The following is a 21,157-nucleotide window of genomic DNA, read 5'->3' as shown; positions in this document are numbered from 1 at the left end:
ATTTATACATTAGTAAAATTAAAGATTAGAGAGATGAAATTTTCAGTAGATAAACACGATAAATATGTAACCTTAAAGTTAGAAGAAACTAAGTTTACAAATGATAATGCCCCAGGCTTAAAATCAGAATTCTATTTACTTAATGCAGAGGGCTTTCAAAATATTGTTGTTGATTTAAGTCATGTTACCGAGTGTAATGATGCACAGGATTTAAGCTGCTTATTGGTTGGCGACAGGCTTTGCAAATCGGCAGGTGGATTATTTATCGTAACCGGGATTAACGATGAGCTGGCTTCAATTATCGAATTATCAAACATATTTCAATCTGTAACGTTTGTTAATACATTAGACGAAGCAACAGATTTCATCTTTATGGATGAGTTGGAAAAAGAGTTTAGAGGCGCTAAATAATATAATAATTTAAATAACATTACGGCCTCGTAGTTTCTAAAAATCTACGGGGCTTTTTATATCTGATCATGATGAAATTTGAAGTTACCATTTTGGGAAGCAGTTCTGCAACACCTGTGTTTAACAGGAATCCATCAGCACAGCTTTTAAATTGTAACGAAAAATACTATTTGATCGACTGTGGTGAAGGTACACAACAACAATTAACCAGGTTTAACCTTAAGGCAGCCCGAATTGATTATATTTTTATCAGTCATTTACATGGTGATCATTATTTTGGTTTGATCGGGCTGTTATCAAGTCTGCATTTAAATGGCAGGATAAAACCCATGCAGATTTTTGGTCCAAAACCTTTACTGGAGATTCTAGAGATTCAGTTTAAATATTCTGATACAGTATTAAGGTATCCAATAGAGTTTTTCCCGATCGAAGCAGATCAATCTACCCAGATTTTCGAAAACAGCGATCTGGTAGTTAAAACCATTGTTTTAAATCACCGTATCCCAACCACTGGTTTTATTTTTCAGCAAAAGAAAAGGCAACGCAAATTAATCAAAGAAAAAGCTGATGAAGTGCCAATGGCTTATTATACTACACTAAAAAAAGGGAATGATGTAGAACTGCCAAATGGCGATATTTTACGGAGTGCGGATTACACCACTGAGGCTGATGCGCCAAGATGTTATGCTTATTGTTCTGATACTTTATTTGATGAAAGTTATTTTTCTACCATAAAAGACTGCGATACATTATATCACGAGGCTACGTTTATGCATGACCTTTTAGATAGGGCTAATGAAACACACCATACCACGGCTTTACAGGCAGGAGAGGTGGCCAAAATCACAAGAGCTAAGAAATTACTCATCGGACATTTTTCTTCGCGTTACAAGACTTTACAAATGCTTTTGGAAGAAGCGCAATCAGTTTTTGAAAATACCGAGTTGGCTGTAGAGGGCAGGACTTTCCAGCTTTAATTTTTTTAAAAGCTCCATCCCATAGAATGGTTTGTGCTCCCGACTATGTTGCACTCCGCTACCATAGATCAAATTCACTTAGTACGTGTCGTCATTCCCGCGCAGGCGGGAATCTTAATACAGGTGTTTTAAGATTCCCAATCAAGTTTGGAATGACGATCGAATAAACATTCCGTGCCTCCGTGTCAAAAAAAAGTTCTTACCTGATTAAAGATTCTTCACTGCGTTCAGGATGACAGCTAAAAGAGAAATTCTCTGTTTATCCGTGCCTCTGTGACAAAAAATAGCGCATAAAAAAAGCCTTACAATTTAAAACTGCAAGGCTTCCGAATTTATTAAAATTGATTACTTGTCTTTTTTGTTTCCGCCTCCAAATACCGAGAAGTGAACGTAGCGTTTAGGATTTGCTTTTAAATCGATCATTAGTTCATCCAGATTTTTTGATGCATTGGTTAAATTCTGATACATTTTATCGTCATTTAGCAATAAACCTAAACTACCTTTTCCACCTTTAATGCCCGAAATTACACTTTGCAAATCGGCAATGGCGTTGTTTGCATTATCTAAGGTTTGTTTAAAATTAGCAGCAGCAAACTTATCAGTAACCGTATTGATATTGGTTAAGATATCGCTAATCTTCTGATTGTTGTTATTTAAGTTAGCGGTAATGCCTTCTACATTTTTAAAGATTGCTTCAATACGTTTACTTTCAGAACCAACCAAACCATCAACTTTTTTAGAGGTAGTTTCTAATGATGCTAAAGTACCTGCAATGCTGTTAAAACTCTTATCCACATTTTTCTGAAAGTTAGGATTCAAAATAGAATTTACACTGCTCAATATAGAATCCATTTTACCGATAATTAATTCAGCTTTTTTCTGTACCGGCTGAACCTGCTCCATCAATCCTTTTTCTACATTGGCATTTAGGGTATAACCATCTTCAGCCATTTTTTTAGAGTTACCTAACGACATTACAATCGCTTTACTGCCTAAAAGGTCGGTACCCTCTAAACGGGCAATACTGTTTTCAGGAATTTCGTATTTGCTGTTTACATTTAGGGTTGCAATAACGGTACCATCATGCTGTAATTCCAGTTTAGCAACACGCCCTATCTGATAACCATTAATTAGTATCGGTTTTGATACGGTTAAACCGTCAACCCTGGTGTATTTAGCATATAATGTTGTTTCGTTTGAGAAAATGGAATTACCTTTTAAAAAATTATATCCAATAATTAATAAAGCTATGGCAAATGCGGCTAAAATACCTACTTTGGTTTCGTTCTTAATCTTCATAAGTGTTGTTATTTAATGCTGCAGATTTCAGTTTGTTTTTAAAACCCGCTGGAGCGTAATTTCTTTTTTGTAACGTTAAACTTTATAAATACACAAAGCTTACGCAATTGTTTTGTTCGGTATCTGTTTATATTTTTTGTAAAGTTAAAATAACTATCATTTATAATGCCACTTATTTAACTTCAATATTTTTTTTGTATGTTTTTATTGCTTCCAGAATAGAATTAGCAATTTCATTCTGACCTTTTTGCGAATTAATATATTTTTCTTCCTCGGTATTGGAGATAAAACCTACCTCTGTTAAAACCGCAGGCATACCGCAACGTTGCAATACCAGAACCCCCTGTTCTTTAACACCACGACTGAGTCTTTCATCCCTGCTGATGTAGCTATTCTGGATCAGTTTCGCAAATTTAATGCTTTTATCCCGAAAGGTGTTTTTTAATAGCGACAAAAGGATAAAACTACTGGGGTTATTGGGGTCGTAACCATCGTATTTGCTTTTATAATTCTTTTCCAGTTTAATATCGGCGTTCTCACGGATAGCAGCATCCTGCTCTTTTAACCGGTGCGAACCCGCTACTAAAGTTTCTACTCCTTTAATATGTTTGTTTCCCGGAGGCATCGAATTGCAATGAACAGAAATAAAAAGATCAGCATTGGCCTCGTTTGCAATTTCTGCACGGCGGTAGAGGTCGACATCAATATCGGTTTTACGGGTAAAAATCACTTTAACGTCAGGCAGCTCTTCTTTGATGAGTTCGCCCAGCTTTAATCCAACTTTTAACGAAATATCTTTTTCTTTTGTAAAACTGCCCGAAGCACCTGGTTTTCTACCCCCATGTCCTGGATCAATTACAATGGTTTTAATTTTATACCCTTGGGCAGACGATTGTTTAGCAGTAAAAATTGAGAGGAAAAGTATCGTTATCAGAAGTTTAATCTTCATTTATAAAATATTAAAATGATGTTTCGGCTATGCGTTTATAATTTTTAATTGCCCTGATGATACCGCTTACAATTTCGTTCTGTCCTTCCTGCGAGTTCATATAGTCTTCGTCTTCAGGATTACTCACAAAACCAATTTCAGTTAAAACTGCCGGCATGGCTGCCCTGGCCAGCACCGCTAAACTTTTTTCCTGTACACCACGGTTGGTACGACCTGCGTTAACATATTCTTGCTGTAACATAGAAGCAAACTTTAAACTCCTATCCCTGTTCGTTTGTTTCATTAAAGATAACATAATGTCGTTTTCCGGCGTATTTGCTATAAAACCTTCATAATTTTTCTGGTAGTTATCTTCAAGAAACATGGATGCATTTTCCCTTTTAATTACTTCATCCTGCTCGCCTAGGCGGCCTGTTCCTGATACGAAAGTCTCTGTGCCCCTTGTAGAAGTACTTTTCGAAGTAACTGTTGTATAAACCGGAACTTTTCTGCCCCTCACTTTTTTGTAATAATCAACCACCCTTGAAACCCGCACAGGCATATCATTCAAGTGGATAGAGATAAATAAATCTGCCTTAGCGTTATTAGCGATGTTGATACGCTCATACAATGGAATAAAAACATCAGTTTGCCTGGTATAAATTACCTTGATATCTTTTAAGCTGTCTTGAAGCGCTTTTCCAAGATTTAATGCAGTTTTAAGTGCAACGTCTTTTTCTTTTGAATAGACGCCATGTGTGGCGCCATCTTTGCCGCCGTGACCAGCATCAATTACAATTGTTTTAATTTTATATTCTTGCGCAAGCGCTTGATTATCAATTGTATTTGACAATACTAAATAAATAATAAATGTTAAAATGGATTTAAGATACATCAATGGTATATTTTTCACTAATTTTGAACGTTTTTGATTAAACATTTGTGCAAAAATAACATTCAAATACGAATTTGAAACTTCTTAAGAGCTCTATTTTACTAATTTCTGTCATTTTATTAACACTTGTTGTTGGTAAAGCTAACGCATTTTCGCGATTTTCATTGCAACAGATTATTCAACAAGACACCACAAAAAAGGATACGACCAAAAAAACGGGCAAGAATAACAGCAGTATCGATCAAAAAGTGGAGTACAAAGCGGAAGACTCCGTAAAAATGAGTGCCGATAAAAATATTGTGTATTTATACGGTAATGCCAGGGTTATTTATGGTGATTTTGAGCTGGATGCGAGTTATATCAAATACGATAAGAAGCAGAACACCATTTTTGCAAGAGGTGTTAAAGATCCAAAAACCGGAAGATATACAGGCAGGCCGATTTTTAAATCAGGCGCTGACGGAACTGCAATTGCCGATTCTATTTTTTACAATTCTGAAACAACAAGAGCTAAAGTTTATGGCGTTTTTTCTGAACAGGAGGGTGGGTTTTTCTCCGGAGGGCAAAGTAAAAAGCAGATAGATGATGAACTGCATATTAAAAATGTAATGTACAGTACCTGTAATTTGCCGCATCCACACTTTGGATTAATGATATCTAAAGGTGTGGTAACCGAAAAACAGATCATCACCGGGCCGGTTTATATGATTATTGAGGATATTCCTACTTTTTTGGGCCTTCCGTTTGCATTTTTCCCCAAGCAGAATAAACGAACCTCAGGTATTATTTTGCCTACACCGGGTGAAGATGCCACAAGGGGTTTTTTCCTGCAGAATGGTGGATATTACCTTGGTTTAAACGATTACTGGGACGCCAAGTTAATGGGTTCAATCTACACGAACGGTTCTTACGAAACCAGTGTACTGAGTAATTACACTAAACGCTATAAATATAACGGTAACATTAATTTATCTTACTCGAGTTTTAAAGATGGTTTAGAAGGTACCGAAGCATTTGCAAACCCAACCAAAAACTTTAGCATTAACTGGAGCCACAGCCAAAATGCTAACGCCAATCCCGGAACTACATTTAGTGCAAGTGTAAGGTTGGTATCAACCGGAAGAAAAGGTTATTACAAAAACACAGCAGCAGGAACCACTTACGATATTAATACCATTGCAACAAACTCTACAAGTAGTAGCGTGAGTTACGCCAAAGCCTTTTCAAATGGAATGAACTTCTCTATGGCGGCTTCAAGTGATCAGACCTTAAGTACCAGGGCCATATCTTTAAGGTTGCCTGAAGTAACATTCAACGTACCTACCTTTAACCCTTTTAGCTCGAAAAATGCAGTTGGGGAGCAAAAATGGTATCAGAAAATAACGGTGGGCTATAGCTTGCAGGGAACAAACCGGATTGATACTTTTGATAGTTTACTTTTCCAAAACGATGGTTTAAAACGTTTAAGAAGTGGCTTTTCTCATAGCATTCCTGTAAATATGTCGTTTACTGCCCTAAAATATTTAAATTTTAGTTTGGGTGGTACTTATAACGAGGTTTGGAATTTCCAGAGTGTAAACAGAAGATATACCCAGTTCGCTGATAATACCTATAGCTTTAGAGAAGATACATTGAGCGGTTTTAAAAGAGCTGGCAGTTATAGTTTATCAACCAGTTTGTCGACTAAGATTTACGGAAGAAGAGATTTTAACCCACAGGGGAAAATCCAGGCATTAAGACATGTAATGACCCCGAACGTTTCATTCTCTTATTCTCCCGATTTTACCCAAGCAGGTTCAGGACCTTACAAACCTGCGATAAACCAAAATGGCGACCCAATTATAATTAGCGGACAACCTTTAAAATATTCAATATTTGATGGGATGGCACAGCCAGGATCGTTTGGTGGCCCTAATGCCTCCATTGGGTTTGGTTTGGATAATACCGTTGAGTTGAAAGTGCGGAATAAGAACGATACAACCGGCACAGGTTCTAAAAAAATCCCGATCATTCAGGGTTTAAGTTTTAGCGGTTCATACAATTTCCTGGCTACTTCTTACAAATTATCAAACATTGGTTTCAGCGGGCGTTCGCAGTTTACCGATAAATTAGGGATCAACTATAACGGAACTTTAGATCCTTATTCATTAAGGAACGACACTTTGCCGGGTTCAACATTAAAAATCAGGCAGGACCGTTATTTCTGGCAGACTGGTAAATTTTTGCCACGTTTAGCTAATTTTGGTTTCTCTTTCGATTATAGTTTAAATCCAGAAGCTTTAAAACGTAAAAATGATGCTAATGACAAACTGGGGGAAGCGGCAAATAAAAAAGGTTTAACTGATATTCAGTCGGAGCAACTGGCAGCCATTAGCCGCGACCCGAATGCCTTTGTTGATTTTAATATTCCATGGAATTTCTCGTTCTCTTATAGTTTCCAATACACAAATGATGGAAACACCACTACAACTTCAAACACCTTAAACTTTAATGGCGATGTAAACTTAACACCAAAGTGGAAAGTTACCTTTAATTCCGGTTATGATTTTAAGAATAACGGTTTAACGCCGATGAATCTGGCCATATACCGCGATTTGCATTGTTGGGATATGAGTGTAAACTGGGTTCCTTACGGCGCTTACAAGAGTTATTCGGTAACCATTAAAGTTAAAGCATCAATATTGCAGGATTTGAAATTGAGCAAAAGACAGGGTTTTTACAGCACATACCGATAAATTTATGCTAGCCGAAATTATTACCATTGGCGATGAGATTCTCATAGGCCAGATAGTGGATACCAATTCTGCCTGGATGGCGAAACAATTAAATCTGATTGGCGTTTCCGTTAAACAGATTACATCTGTTTCTGATGAGGAGCAACATATTCTCGAAGCTTTAGCTCAGGCCGAAAAACGTGCTGATATTATTTTGATTACCGGAGGTTTAGGCCCAACAAAAGATGACATCACCAAAAAAACTTTGGCGAAATATTTTAATATGGGTTTCCGAAACGATGCAGGAGCACTTGAAATGGTCCGCCAGATTTTTGAAAAATTCAAACGCCCTTTATTGGATGTTAATATTCAGCAAGCCGATGTTCCAGATGGTTGCGAAGTGATTGTAAACAGAAACGGCACGGCACCATGTATGTGGTTTGAGCAAAATGACCGGATTTTTGTTTCTATGCCGGGTGTACCCTACGAGATGATGTATTTAATGGACGACGAAATTTTGCCTAGGATTACCAGCAGGTTTAAACTTCCTGCTATCGTGCATAAAACCATCCTTACTGCAAGTATCGGCGAGTCGTTTTTAGCCAAAGAAATCGAAGAAATAGAAGACAGTTTGCCAGCACATATCAAATTGGCTTATTTACCCAAATTAGGTCAGGTGCGTTTACGGTTATCAGCCAAGGGTGATAATGAAACTGACATAAAAACAGAGGTTGAGGTTTACGCCAAAAAGATTATTGCTAAAGTAAGTAAGTTTGTAGTGATTGATGAAGATATAGCACTCGAGAAGGCCATTCTGAATATCATGAAAGAAAAAGGCTTAACCTTATCAACAGCAGAAAGCTGTACTGGTGGATACATTGCTCATCTGATTACGCAACATCCTGGCTGTTCTTCAGTTTATTGGGGCGGGGCAGTAGCCTACGCTTATGAGCTAAAAGAATCGATCCTTGGTGTAAAAGAAAATACTTTAACCACTTTCGGTGCGGTAAGCGAACAAACAGTTACCGAAATGGCTGAAGGGGCAATAAAACATTTCAAAACCGATTATTCCATTGCTGTTAGCGGCATAGCTGGTCCCGATGGTGGAACAGAGGATAAACCGGTTGGTACGGTGTGGATTGCAATTTCTTCAAAACATAAAACGGTAGCTAAGGTGTTTAATTTCAGCAACAAACGCATCCAAAACATCGAACGTTCGGCAGCATCTGCATTAACCATGCTATTAAATCTACTTAAAGAAACAGTTTAGAACGAATAAAAACTGTATTTTTGTGGCGTTACCAATATAAAATACTGTAATTTAATATGGCTCAATACGAACTATTGTTACCAAAAATGGGTGAAAGTGTTGCGGAAGCAACGGTGATTAAATGGGTAAAACAACCGGGTGATACTATCGATTTAGATGATACCATTCTGGAAATCGCTACTGATAAGGTCGATTCTGAAGTTCCTTCTCCAGTTGCCGGTAAATTGGTAAAACAGTTATTTAAGGAAGACGAAGTTGCCCAGGTTGGTGATGTAATTGCCATAATAGAAACCGGAGGCGGAGATGATATAATTGTGGAAAGCCCTGTTGCTGAAACCCCGGTAATTGAAGAAAAGGCAGAAACTATTCCTGGAATTGAACAGCTTCCATCAGAAAATAAAGCTACAGTACCAGATTTTAGTGCTTCTGAACGTTTTTATTCTCCATTGGTGAAAAGTATCGCCGCCCAGGAAAATATCCCGTTAGCAGAATTGGATGCCATTAAAGGCTCAGGTGCTGATGGCCGCTTAAATAAAGACGATCTACTGGATTATATTGCCAATAAAAACGGAGGAGCAATTGCTGCAACTAAGACAGTGATATTAACTCCACCTGCACCTCCTGTAAGCGAAACAGCAGTACCTAAAACTGCTCAAACTTCTGAGGCTGTAACTTCTTCTAATAAAACATCTACCACCAGCGTAAGTGGTGCTGACGAAATCATTGAAATGGACAGGATGCGTAAACTAATTGCCGATCATATGGTAATGAGTAAAACCACCTCACCACATGTCACTTCGTTTGTTGAAGCCGATGTAACCAATATGGTTTTATGGCGTAATAAAGTAAAAAACAGTTTCGAGAAACGCGAAAATGAAAAAATAACTTTTACACCAATATTTGTAGAGGCTGTTGCAAAAGCAATAAAAGATTTCCCGATGATCAATGTTTCGGTAAACGGAACACAGATCATCAAAAAGGGTAATATCAATATTGGCATGGCTGCTGCTTTACCAAGTGGAAATTTAATTGTTCCTGTAATCAGAAATGCCGATCAGCTAAACCTGGTTGGCCTAACAAAAGCAGTTAACGATTTAGCCATCAGGGCAAGAAATTCTAAATTAAAGCCAGATGAAACACAGGGCGGAACCTTTACATTAACCAATGTGGGTAGCTTTGGGAACGTAATGGGCACACCGATTATCAATCAGCCACAGGTAGCTATTTTAGCGGTTGGTGCCATTAAAAAGAAACCGGCAGTTTTAGAAACCGAACACGGTGATGTAATTGCAATCAGGCACATGATGTTTCTTTCTTTATCTTACGATCATAGGGTAGTAGATGGTTCATTAGGCGGAATGTTTGTGCGTAGGGTAGCTGACTATTTGGAAAGCTGGGACCTGAACAGAGAGATTTAATCAGTTTACAGTTTTCAATTAAAAGTTTTCAGTTGGTTGTACGCCAACAATTTACCAGTTTAACAATTAAGAATGTTAGCTTCAAATTTAAAATCGATAGTTTCAGATAATGTATTGCATGCCAAATGGTTAAATACCTTGTCATATATGGAAAATGCAGGTGCAAAGAAGATTTCAGCTTCTGAACATAAAGAAAATGTAAACCTGATCATCTTAAAACACGCGGCAGAGGAACACCGCCACGCTTATTACTTAAAAAAACAGATTTCGAAGGTTGATGAGGCACTTTGTAAAACCTACACCAATGCTGAACTGCTTTCTCCAAACCATACCAAATACTATTTACATGCTTTGGATATAGCAGTTTGTCGTTACTTAAAGGCTGTATTTAATCTGTCAGGTTACGACTTAAAATTTGCTGCATATTTATTTGTTACCTACGCCATCGAAGTCCGTGCTGATGAGCTGTATCCAATTTACCAAGCCGTTTTAGATGAGGCGAAAAGCAAGGTAAATGTGAAATCGATCATTCTGGAAGAAGAAGGTCATTTAGAAGAAATGATGAACCAATTGGTTAGCTTTTCTGATGATTGGGAAAATCATGCGGCCGAAGTAATTAAGATCGAAAAAGCTTTATTTGATAATTGGGTTACTGCCTTAGCGGCAGAACTTCCTGTAAGTGCTTAAACTCAGATATTCGTCATTGCGAGAAGGCTTTTTCAGCCGACGAAGCAATCTTATTGATTGAAAGTTTCTAAGAACTATATGAAGATTGCTTCGTCGTTCCTCAGCAATGACGAATTTTCGTTTAAAACCAATCGGGTTAATCTTTGTTTTTAAATAAAGACAAATATCATGGCTAAGTTTTCAGATTTAATTAATGGCGATAAGCCTGTGTTGGTTGATTTTTTTGCAGAATGGTGTGGCCCATGTAAAATGATGAAACCGATTTTAGAGCAGTTAAAGTCGCAAGTTGGCGATTCGGTTTCCATTATTAAAGTAGATATCTATAAGAATCAACCTGCCGCTTCATCGTTCAACGTTCAGAGCGTTCCTACTTTAATCCTTTTCAAAAACGGAATACAGGTTTGGAGGCAAAGTGGCGTTTTACAGGCATCGCAATTGAAGCAGGTGATTGATGCACACACTTAAGGCTAAACTTCCAGCACACTTTTTGGTGTAACCGCAAAAATACGTTCACTCGCTTTTGGCTTTATATTATAAAGCCCTGTAAATAAACTAAAAGCTGGTAATACCGCATAATCCTTTCCAAAATAGAAACAGGGGAATTTTAACCGTTGTTTTGCTTTCCCCACAATGGTAACTCCAGGATGAATGTGTCCGCTGATGGGATACAATTCTTCTTCAGTACAATTTGGCGCATCGTGGATAAAACAGAATGGGCCTAAGCAAAAGCTTGGTTCATGTATATCTATATCCATTGCAGCATAATTCGCATCCGAAAGCCGGTCATGATTACCCTTTACCAATAAAAAATCCAATTGCCCGTACTGTTTTCTCCATGTAGAAAACTCATCAATATCTGTATTTAAACCATGATGAAACATGTCGCCGTTAATCAGCAATGTTTTAGGTGTATATTGCTTAATTAACAGGCTTAAGCGCTGTAAATCTGTTTGAGCAATGGTAGCAGGGACCTGCAAGCCTGCCTGACGGAAATGAGCTGATTTGCCCAAATGTAGGTCGCTAATCGCTAAAAGTTGATGTTTGGGTAAAAATAAAGCCCTTTCTTTATCTAAAATCAGTTCTTCACCCTGGCTTGTAATGGTCATTTATTTCTTGCTATTGTCATCCTGAGCTTGTCGAAGGATCTTTTAATTTCTGACTGGCCACAAGATAGTATATCTATTTAATTTTCTCTGATTCGGCCTTCATTCGGGCAATCCGCTGTTCTAACTCTTCCGAACTCATATTCTCCCGTAAACTGTCTACTTTAATCGGAAAAGACAGTGGCGTAAAACTTTTCGGATTGGTGATGATAATTGCTCCATTCTGAATCCGTTCTAATGCTGCCGCTAATCGTGGTTCTTCCAATTGCTGATAAAAAACCTCGTCGTAAGCCTGGCGCAAAAGTAAATTATGTTTGTCGTAATCACTAAAAACATTAAAAAACAAACCAGCAGATGACTGGAGATGTTTGTTAGCGACGTATTTGCCTGGGTAACCCTGAAAAACCAAACCCGAAATACAGGCAATATCCCTGAATTTCCGCCTCGCCATTTCAGTGGAGTTAATACTCAAAGTAATATCTTCCGTTAAATTTTTAGGCGAAAAAACTTCGTAGGCAATCGATTCATCCATAGGGATTTCCGTTTCACTTAACAATTCAAAACCATAATCGTTCATGGCTATAGAAAAACTGATGGGTAGCAATTTACTTAAACGATAAGCCACCAAAGCCGCTAAAACCTCGTGTACCAAACGGCCTTCAAAAGGGTAGGCAAATAAATGAAAACCCTCTTTATTATTGATCAGCTCAATTAACAATTCATCGTTTCTGGGCACGTGAGAGCGTTTCTCCTGTAGTAAAAACAATGGGTATACTGAATCCAATTCTTCGTCCTGATGGGTTTTATCCAAAGCTTCATTATATTTTTTACGTAGTACAGAACCTAAATTGGATGATAAGGGTAGGCGGCCACCGTTCCAGCTTGGAGAAATGGCATTTTTCTGCTTACTCACCCTCACCACAACAGTCATGTCTTTCACCTGGATAAATTCCAAAACCCTTCCCGCCAGGCGGAAATTATCGCCGGCTTTTAAACGGGTAACAAAATATTCCTCCACCATGCCGATGTATCCGCCTGAAATGAATTTTACTTTCAGCATGGCATCGCTCACAATGGTACCGATGTGTAAACGGTGGCGCATGGCCAGTTGCCTGCTTTTTACTTTCCAAAGGCCATCTTCATCTTTCACTACCTTTTTAAATTCGGTATAAGCACTTAAACTATCGCCTCCTGAAGTAATAAACTGCATTACCCAGGTCCATTCTTCAGGGAGAATAAGTTTGAAAGCATGTGTATTTTTAATTTCCTCATAAATAATTTTATCATCAAATCCATCACCTATGGCTAATGTAACCAGGTATTGCACCAATGTATCAAACACCATAATAAAAGGTTCTCGGCTTTCTATATTATTAGTTTTAGCTGCTTCTTTAATAGCTGCTGCTTCTACAAGTTCAAGCGCATGGGTGGGTAAGAAATATATTTTGGATGTTTCGTGAGGGGAGTGACCAGAGCGGCCCGCCCTTTGCAAAAAACGCGCTACGCCCTTTGGCGAACCTACCTGTACAACGGTATCAACCGGTTTAAAATCTACGCCCAAATCTAACGATGACGTGGCAATAACTGCTTTGAGTTGCCCGGTATGCAAGGCATCCTCAATCCAGTTACGAAGTTCAAAATCTATAGAACCATGGTGTATCGCAATGCGACCGGCCAGTTCAGGTTCGATATTCAGTAAATGCTGGTACCACATTTCTGATTGTCCGCGGGTATTGATGAAAATTAAGGTTGTTTTGCTTTTCTCAATGATCGGTAAAAGTTTATATGCCAATTTTAAACCTAAATGACCTGCCCAGGGCAGTGTTTCAATATCATCGGGTAAAATTGATTTAATGATAATTTTCTTTTCTAAATCGGCTTTAACAATGATACGTTTAGCTTCCAAATTGGGTTCTAACACATCTAAAGCTTCATCAATATTGCCAATGGTAGCCGAAATTCCCCAGATCCTTAAAAACTGGTTTTTTTCCAGTTTTTGTAAGCCTTTAATCCGCGATACCGCCAATTCAACCAAAACCCCTCGCTTACTGCCCAAAAGTTCATGCCATTCATCAGCAACAATACATTTAAGGTTTCTGAACAGGGTAGAAGAGCCCTTTTGTGCCAGCAACAGGTGCAGACTCTCGGGAGTAATCAATAAAATTTCGGGCATCGATTTTTTTTGCTGTACTTTTTCTGCCTGAGAAGTATCGCCATTGCGTACACCTACATGCCAATCCAGCTCCAGTTCTAATAAAGTTTCACGCATGGCCCTTGCAATATCTTTGGCCAGGGAGCGGAGCGGGGTAATCCAGATTAATTGTAAGCGGTCTTTTGCTTTTTTATTACTGGCTTCTGATGCATTTAAAGCCTCAATCACCACCGCTAAAAATAGGGAAAAGGTTTTTCCGAAGCCTGTAGGTGCATTTACCAAACCGCTATAGCCATTAAGATAATACTGCCAGGCATCTTCCTGAAACTGGAAAGGCCTGCGTTTATTAGCCTTTAACCAGGCTTTTATCTTTTTATAACCTTTGGTTTTGGTTTGGTCCATACTTAATGTCTTTCCTTATAGGTTTTATATTGATAAGTTTTAGTTTTGAAAAGCAATAATGGTAGGTCTTCTATAACAGCAGCCCCGCCATACGCTTTACCTTTTTTGTGATTATTCTTTTAACATTAATTATATTTCAGCAAAAAAGGGTATCGCTGCTGTCGGGTTTAAAATCGCCAGGCAAACCTATTTAGGCTAAACCTGACAGTAGCGAGCATCCCGATTTTTTCCATCGGGATAAAGCGAATGGCAGGACTTTCGGTTCCGATGCACACAGAAACCTGCTTTTCTAATAACAATTCTATTAAATCTCCCTCGGTCTGTGTCCCCACAGACCGAAATCTTTGAGTTATGATCATAATGGTCTGTGAGGACACAAACCATGGAATCGCATTACAAGGTAGATTGCAGCAACTGCCTCAAGTCTTCCAAAGTGTTAATTTCATCTGCTTTTTTATCTTTTCGCCACCGCAATATACGTGGAAAACGTAAAGCTAAACCTGCTTTATGCCTTTTACTTTCCGCAATTCCTTCAAAAGCAATTTCGAAAACCAGTTCAGGTTTTACCGTACGTACCGGACCGAATTTCTCAATTGCATTACGGGTTACAAAGCTGTTTACTTCTTTTATTTCTTTATCTGTTAAACCCGAATAGGCTTTTGCAATGGTTACCAGGTTTTCTCCATCGCGAACAGCAAAAGTATAATCGGTAAAGAAATTCGCCCTTCTGCCACTTCCTTTTTGCGCGTATATCATTACTGCATCAACGGTGTAGGGATTGATTTTCCACTTCCACCAATCGCCGCGCTTCCTACCACTATGGTAATGGGAACTCAGCTTTTTGAGCATGATCCCTTCGCTGTTGATCGACCGCGAAGTTTGTCTTAATTCTGCCAGTTCCTCCCAGGTATTACAATTGATTACAGGAGAAATAATCACCGGACTTTCGTCTAATCCGCCAATCAATTGCTCCAATATTTTTCGCCTTACGCTTAATGGTTCCTCCCTGAAATCTTTTGCCTCATATTCCAGAATATCATAAACAAAAAAGCCTATAGGGGCATCTTCCAGTTGCTTTTTATTAATCGTTTTACGGTTTAAACGCTGCTGTAAGGTGCTGAATGACAATACCTGTTTATCCTGCACTGCCAAAATTTCGCCGTCTAAAACCACGCCATCTGGCAACACATCGATCATAAAATGGAGTTCAGGAAATTGCTCTGTAACCAGTTCTTCACCACGGCTCCAGATAAAAAGTTCGCCGTTCCGTTTTACAATTTGGCCACGGATGCCGTCCCATTTCCATTCGGCCTGCCATTCCGAAATATCGCCCAGTTTTTCTGGTTCCTGTTCTAAAGCATAAGCCAGGCAAAAGGGGTAGGGCCAGGAGTTATCGGTATTTACATGGATGCCATTTATCAGTTCATGAAAGGTGATTTCGTAAGGATTCCATTTACCCATAATGCTATGCATAATCTGCGCACTATCTAAACTGCTTTGTTTGGCCAGTGCATTTACCAGCATCTTATTAGAAACGCCTATTCTGAAATTACCGGAAATCAACTTATTGAAAATAAAACGTTCCTGGGTTTCGAGTTTGTTCCAGGCACTTAAAATGAAATCTTTTTTGGTTTCATCATCTTTACCTTCCAGATCGTGCAATTCTTCAATCCAGGTATGTAATTGAAAGTCTGATGTGTTTTCGGCAGGAGGTAATAACAGCGCAATGGTTTCACTTAAATCGCCAACATTGGCGTAACTTTCTGCAAATAACCATTCGGGTGTTTCGGTAATGTCTATCGCCCAATATTTTAGTAAGGCCGATTTAATCGGTCTTTTAGGCTTTTTACCAGTAAATAAGGCAATTACCCATACTTTATCTTTATCATCGGCATGGTTAAAATAATCAACCAATGCTGCGATTTTATCGTTGGTTTTATTGCTCAGTTCGAGCTGCTGGATGAGTTTTGCAAAACGTTTCATGGCTATTTACTTTCGTTTTGTTCTGCTAAATCCACTTTGTTTTCTTCATCGTCTTCCTGACCGAATTTGGTCAAAACTTCAGCGGCTTCTATACCTTCATCATTTAAAAAGCGGCTAAAAGCAGCGGTAAAACCATGGGTAACATAAACCTTCTCTGCACTTGTTGCCTTAATGGCTTCCATTAAACCTGGCCAATCGGCGTGGTCGCTTAATGCAAAACCAGCATCGGCACTTTGCCAGCGGCGGTGTGCCCTTACCTGCATCCAGCCAGAACATATACCAGTAACCGGATGTGATAAATTCTTGATCCAGCGGCTATCACGCATCGCAGGCGGTACAATCACAATTCCTTTCTGTAATTCATCTTTAGTAGTTTCAGGAGTAATCCTGATGGTTTCTGGAAGCTTTACGCCAGCTTCTATAATCACTTCATTTAGGTTGGCAATACTGTTATGTACATAAATAGGGGTATCGCCGGCCAAATTTTTAATTAAGCGCTGCGCCTTGCCCAAACTATAGGCAATCAATACGCTTGTTTTCTGTTGATTGATATTATCATTCACCCAGTTCCTGATTCCGTTAAAAACGATTTCCTGTTTTTGCCATTTGTAAATAGGTAGACCAAAAGTGCTTTCCGAAACAAAAGAATGGCATTTTACAGGTTCAAAAGGTGTGGTAATGCCGTCATCTTCAATTTTATAATCGCCTGATATTACGCAGATTTCGCCTTTATATTCTAAGCGTACCTGTGCTGAGCCAATAATGTGCCCGGCGGGGAAAAAAGAAATGTTTACGCCGTTGCGGGTAATGCTTTCTCCATATTCTAATGTCTCAACGTTTAAATCTTCGCTAATCCTGCGTTTGATTATGGGTTTCGTTAAAGTATGGCAGAGGTAATATTTATTTCCAAACCGCACGTGGTCGCTGTGCCCGTGCGTAGTTACGGCATAATCTACAGGCCACCAGGGATCAACATAAAAATCGCCTTGTTTACAATAAATGCCCCTTTTGGTAAATTCGATTAACGCCATAGCTACTAAACAATAGTTTTAGGGATTGGTTTTGAAACAATAGCGCCTAAAACTTTAATAGCAAGACTATCATATCCTACTTACCCAAAAGTTTATCGCATAAAAAAAGCAGCCCTAAAGCTGCTTTTTAAATTTTCTATCTTGCTCCCGGAGGGCAGTTTTCTTTTAAAAACTTGGTGTAAGTTAGCGAAAGGTGTTCGCTTGTTCCTTCACCTTCAGAGATACTGTGTGTACGGTTAGGGTAACTCATTAATTGAAAAACTTTTCTGTTTTTAATCAGTTCATTAATCAACATTTCGGCATTTTGGTAATGAACATTGTCATCGCCAGTACCATGTATGTACAATAAATTTCCTTTTAAGTTTTTAGCATAGGTAATAGGAGAACCTTTAACATAGGCTTCTTTGCTGGGGAAAGGCGTACCCATATAACGTTCCTGATAAACATTATCGTAAGTTAACTGGTTGCCAACCGCTGCAATGGCAATACCTGTTTTGTAAATATCAGGGTATTGGAACATTAGGTTTAAGGTAGACGAACCACCACCGCTCCAGCCCCAAACAGCAACACGGTCTTTATCCATAAAAGCATTGGTAGCCAATAATTTTTTAGCGGCCATGGCCTGATCGCGGATATTGATTACACCAATATTTTTATAAATGCTTTTACGCCAAGCACTTCCTTTTGGAACAGGTGCACCTCTGTTATCCATTGAAATATAGATGTAGCCATCTTTAGCCATATCGCCGGCATATAAGAAGTTTCTTCCGGCACCATAGGTATCTGCTGCTGTTGGTGAAGCAGGTTCACCATAAACATAAAATACTACAGGATATTTTTTCGAAGGATTAAAATTATCTGGTTTTTTCATCCAGCCGTCCATTTCAATACCATCTTCAGTAGTTACTTTGAAAAACTCAACCTTATTTTTGGCAGCTTCCTGTTTTGATAACTGGGTGGTAATACTTCCATCCATAGTAAATGGATTGCCCGTGGTAAAGTTCATCCATTCGGTAATCGGCCTTACAATCGAACTATTATAGGTATGGCGGGCGAAGGCTGCATTTGGAGAGATATCGTAATTATGCGTTCCAGGAAGGATAGAAGGAGTAACCTGTTCTAGTTTTCCTTTTCCATCTAATTTGGTTTTAAAAAGATATTTCTGAGTAGCATTTGTTGGCGAGGCAAGGAAATAAACGGTATTGTTTTTAACATCGATTAATTTCACATCAATTACATCGTAATTGCCCTTTGTAACCAAAGTTTCTTTTTTTCCGTCAAGACTAATTCTGTACAAATGGTTCCAGCCATCTTTGTCAGATACGATGGTAAACTCTTTATTGTCGTTTAACCATTTCCACTCATCCTGTGGATCGATCCATGCTTTTGCTTTTTCAGTATAAATGGCTTTTGCATCACCTGTGCTTGAATTGCAGATAAATACTTTACTTTCGTTCTGCTCGCGGTTAAGCTGTTGTAAAATGATGTTATTGCTGTTTGGTACCCATTGCATGCGTGGAATGTAATGCTGGATATTATCACCAGGTACATTTAACCAATTTGTTTTTGCAGTAGCAACATCAACCACACCAACTTTGCATACAGATGGATTTTCGCCAACTTTTGGATATTCTACCAGAATGGTATAAGGATAAATCGAATCCGTATTGTTGATCATCAAAAAGTTTTTGATCTTGGTTGCATCAATTTGCCAGTATGCAATAGATTTCCCGTCAGGACTCCATCTAAAACCATCCCGGCAATCAAACTCTTCTTCATAAACCCAATCGAAAGTACCATTAATCATCCGGTCTGTACCATCAGTTGTTAAAGCTTTAGCACCGGTTCCGTCGATGTTTTCTACATATAAATTGTGTTTACTTACATAAGCTACTTTACTTCCATCGGGCGATAACTTTGCAAACATTAAAGATGATGCAGGTTTATCTTTTCCGATTTGGGTAATCTTATTAGCCGTTAAATCAGCTAACCAATAATCGCCACGGGTATCGTAACGCCAAACTTTTTTACTGTTGGTGTAGATTAATGCTTTTGTACCATCATCAGACAATTGAAAACTTCTTACAGCAATCGCATTATCTTTTCCGGCTGGCGTTAACAGCGCCCTTGATATAATTGTTTTTCTATCGCTCTTAGGAAGGGTTACCGAAATAATTTCTCCGCTTGCTATCTGGTAGTAAGAGTTACCATCTTTTGCCCAGTTGATACTTTGGGCTTTTGCATCAATTAACGTACATAATGCGATGCAGGCAATTGATAATCTGAATAATAAGTTTTTAATCATATATAATTTATAGCATAAAAAAAGCTTTTTAACTTTTCGGCTAATTTAAGTAAAAAGCCGGCAGTTAAAAAGCCATTAATTAGCAGGAATTGGTTAATTATTCACCACCACCTTGCATTTTTGCTAAATCTTCCATGGTTACCACTTCGTATCCTGCCGGAACTTCTTTCGAAATTGCACCAACTTTACCTTCTGCAACTGATTTTAATGTGGTAGTAGTTTCTACACCTCTTTGAACCAATGTATATTTTACAGGGAAAGCAGCTAAACCAGGGAAATAGTTTTGAGAACCTACATTTGGTAGTTCAATATCTTTTGTAGCCCACAGTTCAAGTGTTGTACCTTTATCATCTTTATAAGAATATTTTTCAGCACTAAAACCACCGATAGTCTGTTTTACGCCTGTAGCTTTGAAATCAGAATATTTAGGGATAGCACCCATTGCTTTTTCGATATCAGCTTTTGATTGTTTAACCGCAAATTGTTTTTGGGCAACTGGTACATCAATTAAAAGCAAACCTGTTTTTTCATTGTTATCAGATACGATACCAATTAAAGCAGGACCTTGCTCCATTTCAATTTTGGTTAAACCATTGTTAAATTTAACTTTCAATTCTGCAGGTGGTTCTTGTCCGCCCATTGCAGCTTTTTGTTCTTCGGTTAATTTATACGCTAAGCCATAGATAATTGTACCTTCGGATATTTTCTTTTGCGCATGGGCGATAATCGCGCTACTTACTAAGATTAAAGCAACAACGCTTGTTTTGATTGATTTTAACATGTTTTTTATTTCAGTTTAGTTATTTACCAGTTAATTTTTTCTTTGTTCAAAAATGAAGAAACTCCTTTTTTAAAATCTTCACTCTCCCGTACACGGGCATTTATCTGTACCGCAGTTTCCAGGCATTTTTCAAGCAGGGGATTGGTCGTTTGCGTAATCAATTGTTTCGTAACCATTAACGAATTACCAGAACTACCGCTACACAAACTTAATGCAAATTCTCTTACGTTTTGATGAATTTCGGATGAATTTGTTACAAAATTTATCAAATTATATTTCAGTGCCTGTTCGGCAGAAAAGATTTTTCCACTTAACAGGATTTCTTTAGCAACAGATTCGCTTACCTTCTGTTTTAAAAAACAGGAAACAATAGCGGGCACAAAGCCTATTTTAACTTCCGTATAGCCAAAATTACTTTCGGGGGTTGCAAAAACAATGTCGCAGATTGTAGCTAAACCACAACCACCGGCAATTGCATGTCCTTCTACCTGCGCTATAACTACTTTTGGCAGGTAGTAAATGGTGGTAAACAGTTTTTTTAAGTGATTAGAATCAGCAACATTTTCTTCAAAAGTATTGTGCTGTAATTGTTGCAGGTAGCCTAAATCGGCACCGGCACTAAATGAATCACCATTTGCATTCAGCACAACTACCTTAACCAGGTCATCTTCTGCTGCACGAATAAATGCTGCTGTTAAGGCAGATATGAGCTGTGGATTTAAGGCATTTCTTTTTTCAGGCCGGTTAATGGTTATGGTCGCAATTCTTTCTGCAACCTGATATAAAACCAGATTTTCCATG

The 21,157-nt window shown here is 38.4% G+C and carries 17 protein-coding genes; 7 read left to right on the top strand and 10 right to left on the bottom strand.

Going from position 1 to position 21,157, the window contains the following annotated elements; translation table 11 throughout:
- Positions 1-33: 33 nt before the first annotated feature.
- Together U859_RS0126430 and U859_RS0126425 are read left to right on the top strand one after the other, a co-directional pair.
- Positions 34-411: an STAS domain-containing protein gene (locus U859_RS0126430; RefSeq protein ID WP_025146252.1), complete on the top strand. Its 378-nt coding sequence runs from the start codon at positions 34-36 to the stop codon at positions 409-411.
- A gap of 71 nt (positions 412-482) precedes the next feature.
- A complete protein-coding gene (locus U859_RS0126425) occupies positions 483-1,388 on the top strand; it encodes a ribonuclease Z (protein ID WP_025146251.1) in 906 nt (301 codons plus the stop codon).
- 345 nt (positions 1,389-1,733) lie between these two features.
- On the opposite strand, the gene U859_RS0126420 is transcribed toward U859_RS0126425, so the two are convergent.
- The 3 genes from U859_RS0126420 to U859_RS0126410 form a co-directional block, all read right to left on the bottom strand.
- Positions 1,734-2,687 carry an MlaD family protein gene (locus U859_RS0126420; protein WP_025146250.1) on the bottom strand — a complete coding sequence of 318 codons (954 nt, stop codon included), beginning with the start codon at positions 2,685-2,687 and terminating at the stop codon, positions 1,734-1,736.
- 172 nt (positions 2,688-2,859) lie between these two features.
- Positions 2,860-3,636, bottom strand: a complete 777-nt coding sequence (locus tag U859_RS0126415) for an N-acetylmuramoyl-L-alanine amidase (RefSeq protein WP_025146249.1) — start codon at positions 3,634-3,636, stop codon at positions 2,860-2,862.
- A 10-nt stretch (positions 3,637-3,646) separates the two neighbouring features.
- Entirely contained in the window at positions 3,647-4,510 is an 864-nt protein-coding gene (locus U859_RS0126410; protein ID WP_025146248.1) for an N-acetylmuramoyl-L-alanine amidase, read from the bottom strand.
- A gap of 74 nt (positions 4,511-4,584) precedes the next feature.
- Here U859_RS0126410 and U859_RS0126405 point away from each other — a divergent pair, with 74 nt between their 5' ends.
- The 5 genes from U859_RS0126405 to trxA all read left to right on the top strand — a co-directional run bounded on the left by U859_RS0126405 (position 4,585) and on the right by trxA (position 11,064).
- Positions 4,585-7,245, top strand: a complete 2,661-nt coding sequence (locus U859_RS0126405) for a putative LPS assembly protein LptD (RefSeq protein ID WP_025146247.1) — start codon at positions 4,585-4,587, stop codon at positions 7,243-7,245.
- Between the two features lie 4 nt (positions 7,246-7,249).
- Complete coding sequence (locus U859_RS0126400) at positions 7,250-8,494, top strand: competence/damage-inducible protein A (RefSeq protein ID WP_025146246.1); 1,245 nt, start codon at positions 7,250-7,252, stop codon at positions 8,492-8,494.
- 56 nt (positions 8,495-8,550) lie between these two features.
- Positions 8,551-9,912 carry a dihydrolipoamide acetyltransferase family protein gene (locus U859_RS0126395; protein WP_025146245.1) on the top strand — a complete coding sequence of 454 codons (1,362 nt, stop codon included), beginning with the start codon at positions 8,551-8,553 and terminating at the stop codon, positions 9,910-9,912.
- A 72-nt stretch (positions 9,913-9,984) separates the two neighbouring features.
- Positions 9,985-10,599, top strand: coding sequence for a hypothetical protein (locus tag U859_RS0126390; RefSeq protein WP_025146244.1), 615 nt, complete (start codon positions 9,985-9,987; stop codon positions 10,597-10,599).
- 168 nt (positions 10,600-10,767) lie between these two features.
- Positions 10,768-11,064 carry a thioredoxin gene (gene trxA / locus U859_RS0126385; protein ID WP_025146243.1) on the top strand — a complete coding sequence of 99 codons (297 nt, stop codon included), beginning with the start codon at positions 10,768-10,770 and terminating at the stop codon, positions 11,062-11,064.
- A 2-nt stretch (positions 11,065-11,066) separates the two neighbouring features.
- Here trxA and pdeM read toward each other — a convergent pair whose 3' ends face one another.
- The 7 genes from pdeM to U859_RS0126345 all read right to left on the bottom strand — a co-directional run bounded on the left by pdeM (position 11,067) and on the right by U859_RS0126345 (position 21,156).
- Complete coding sequence (gene pdeM / locus U859_RS0126380; protein WP_025146242.1) at positions 11,067-11,705, bottom strand: ligase-associated DNA damage response endonuclease PdeM; 639 nt, start codon at positions 11,703-11,705, stop codon at positions 11,067-11,069.
- Between the two features lie 73 nt (positions 11,706-11,778).
- A complete protein-coding gene (locus tag U859_RS0126375; RefSeq protein ID WP_025146241.1) occupies positions 11,779-14,256 on the bottom strand; it encodes a ligase-associated DNA damage response DEXH box helicase in 2,478 nt (825 codons plus the stop codon).
- A gap of 393 nt (positions 14,257-14,649) precedes the next feature.
- Entirely contained in the window at positions 14,650-16,239 is a 1,590-nt protein-coding gene (locus tag U859_RS0126365) for an ATP-dependent DNA ligase (protein WP_025146239.1), read from the bottom strand.
- A gap of 2 nt (positions 16,240-16,241) precedes the next feature.
- Positions 16,242-17,270 carry a ligase-associated DNA damage response exonuclease gene (locus tag U859_RS0126360; protein ID WP_025146238.1) on the bottom strand — a complete coding sequence of 343 codons (1,029 nt, stop codon included), beginning with the start codon at positions 17,268-17,270 and terminating at the stop codon, positions 16,242-16,244.
- A 136-nt stretch (positions 17,271-17,406) separates the two neighbouring features.
- Complete coding sequence (locus U859_RS0126355; protein ID WP_029986196.1) at positions 17,407-19,575, bottom strand: S9 family peptidase; 2,169 nt, start codon at positions 19,573-19,575, stop codon at positions 17,407-17,409.
- 97 nt (positions 19,576-19,672) lie between these two features.
- Positions 19,673-20,356, bottom strand: a complete 684-nt coding sequence (locus U859_RS0126350) for a hypothetical protein (protein WP_025146236.1) — start codon at positions 20,354-20,356, stop codon at positions 19,673-19,675.
- A 23-nt stretch (positions 20,357-20,379) separates the two neighbouring features.
- Positions 20,380-21,156 (bottom strand): enoyl-CoA hydratase/isomerase family protein, encoded by a 777-nt coding sequence (locus U859_RS0126345; protein WP_025146235.1) that lies wholly within the window; start codon positions 21,154-21,156, stop codon positions 20,380-20,382.
- Position 21,157 lies beyond the last annotated feature (1 nt).

Origin of the sequence: Pedobacter jeongneungensis (assembly GCF_000633455.1) — a bacterium.
GTDB lineage: Bacteria > Bacteroidota > Bacteroidia > Sphingobacteriales > Sphingobacteriaceae > Pedobacter > Pedobacter jeongneungensis_A.
The sequence above is the reverse complement of the archived record's forward strand: the minus strand, read 5'-3'. Positions and strand labels throughout refer to the sequence as shown.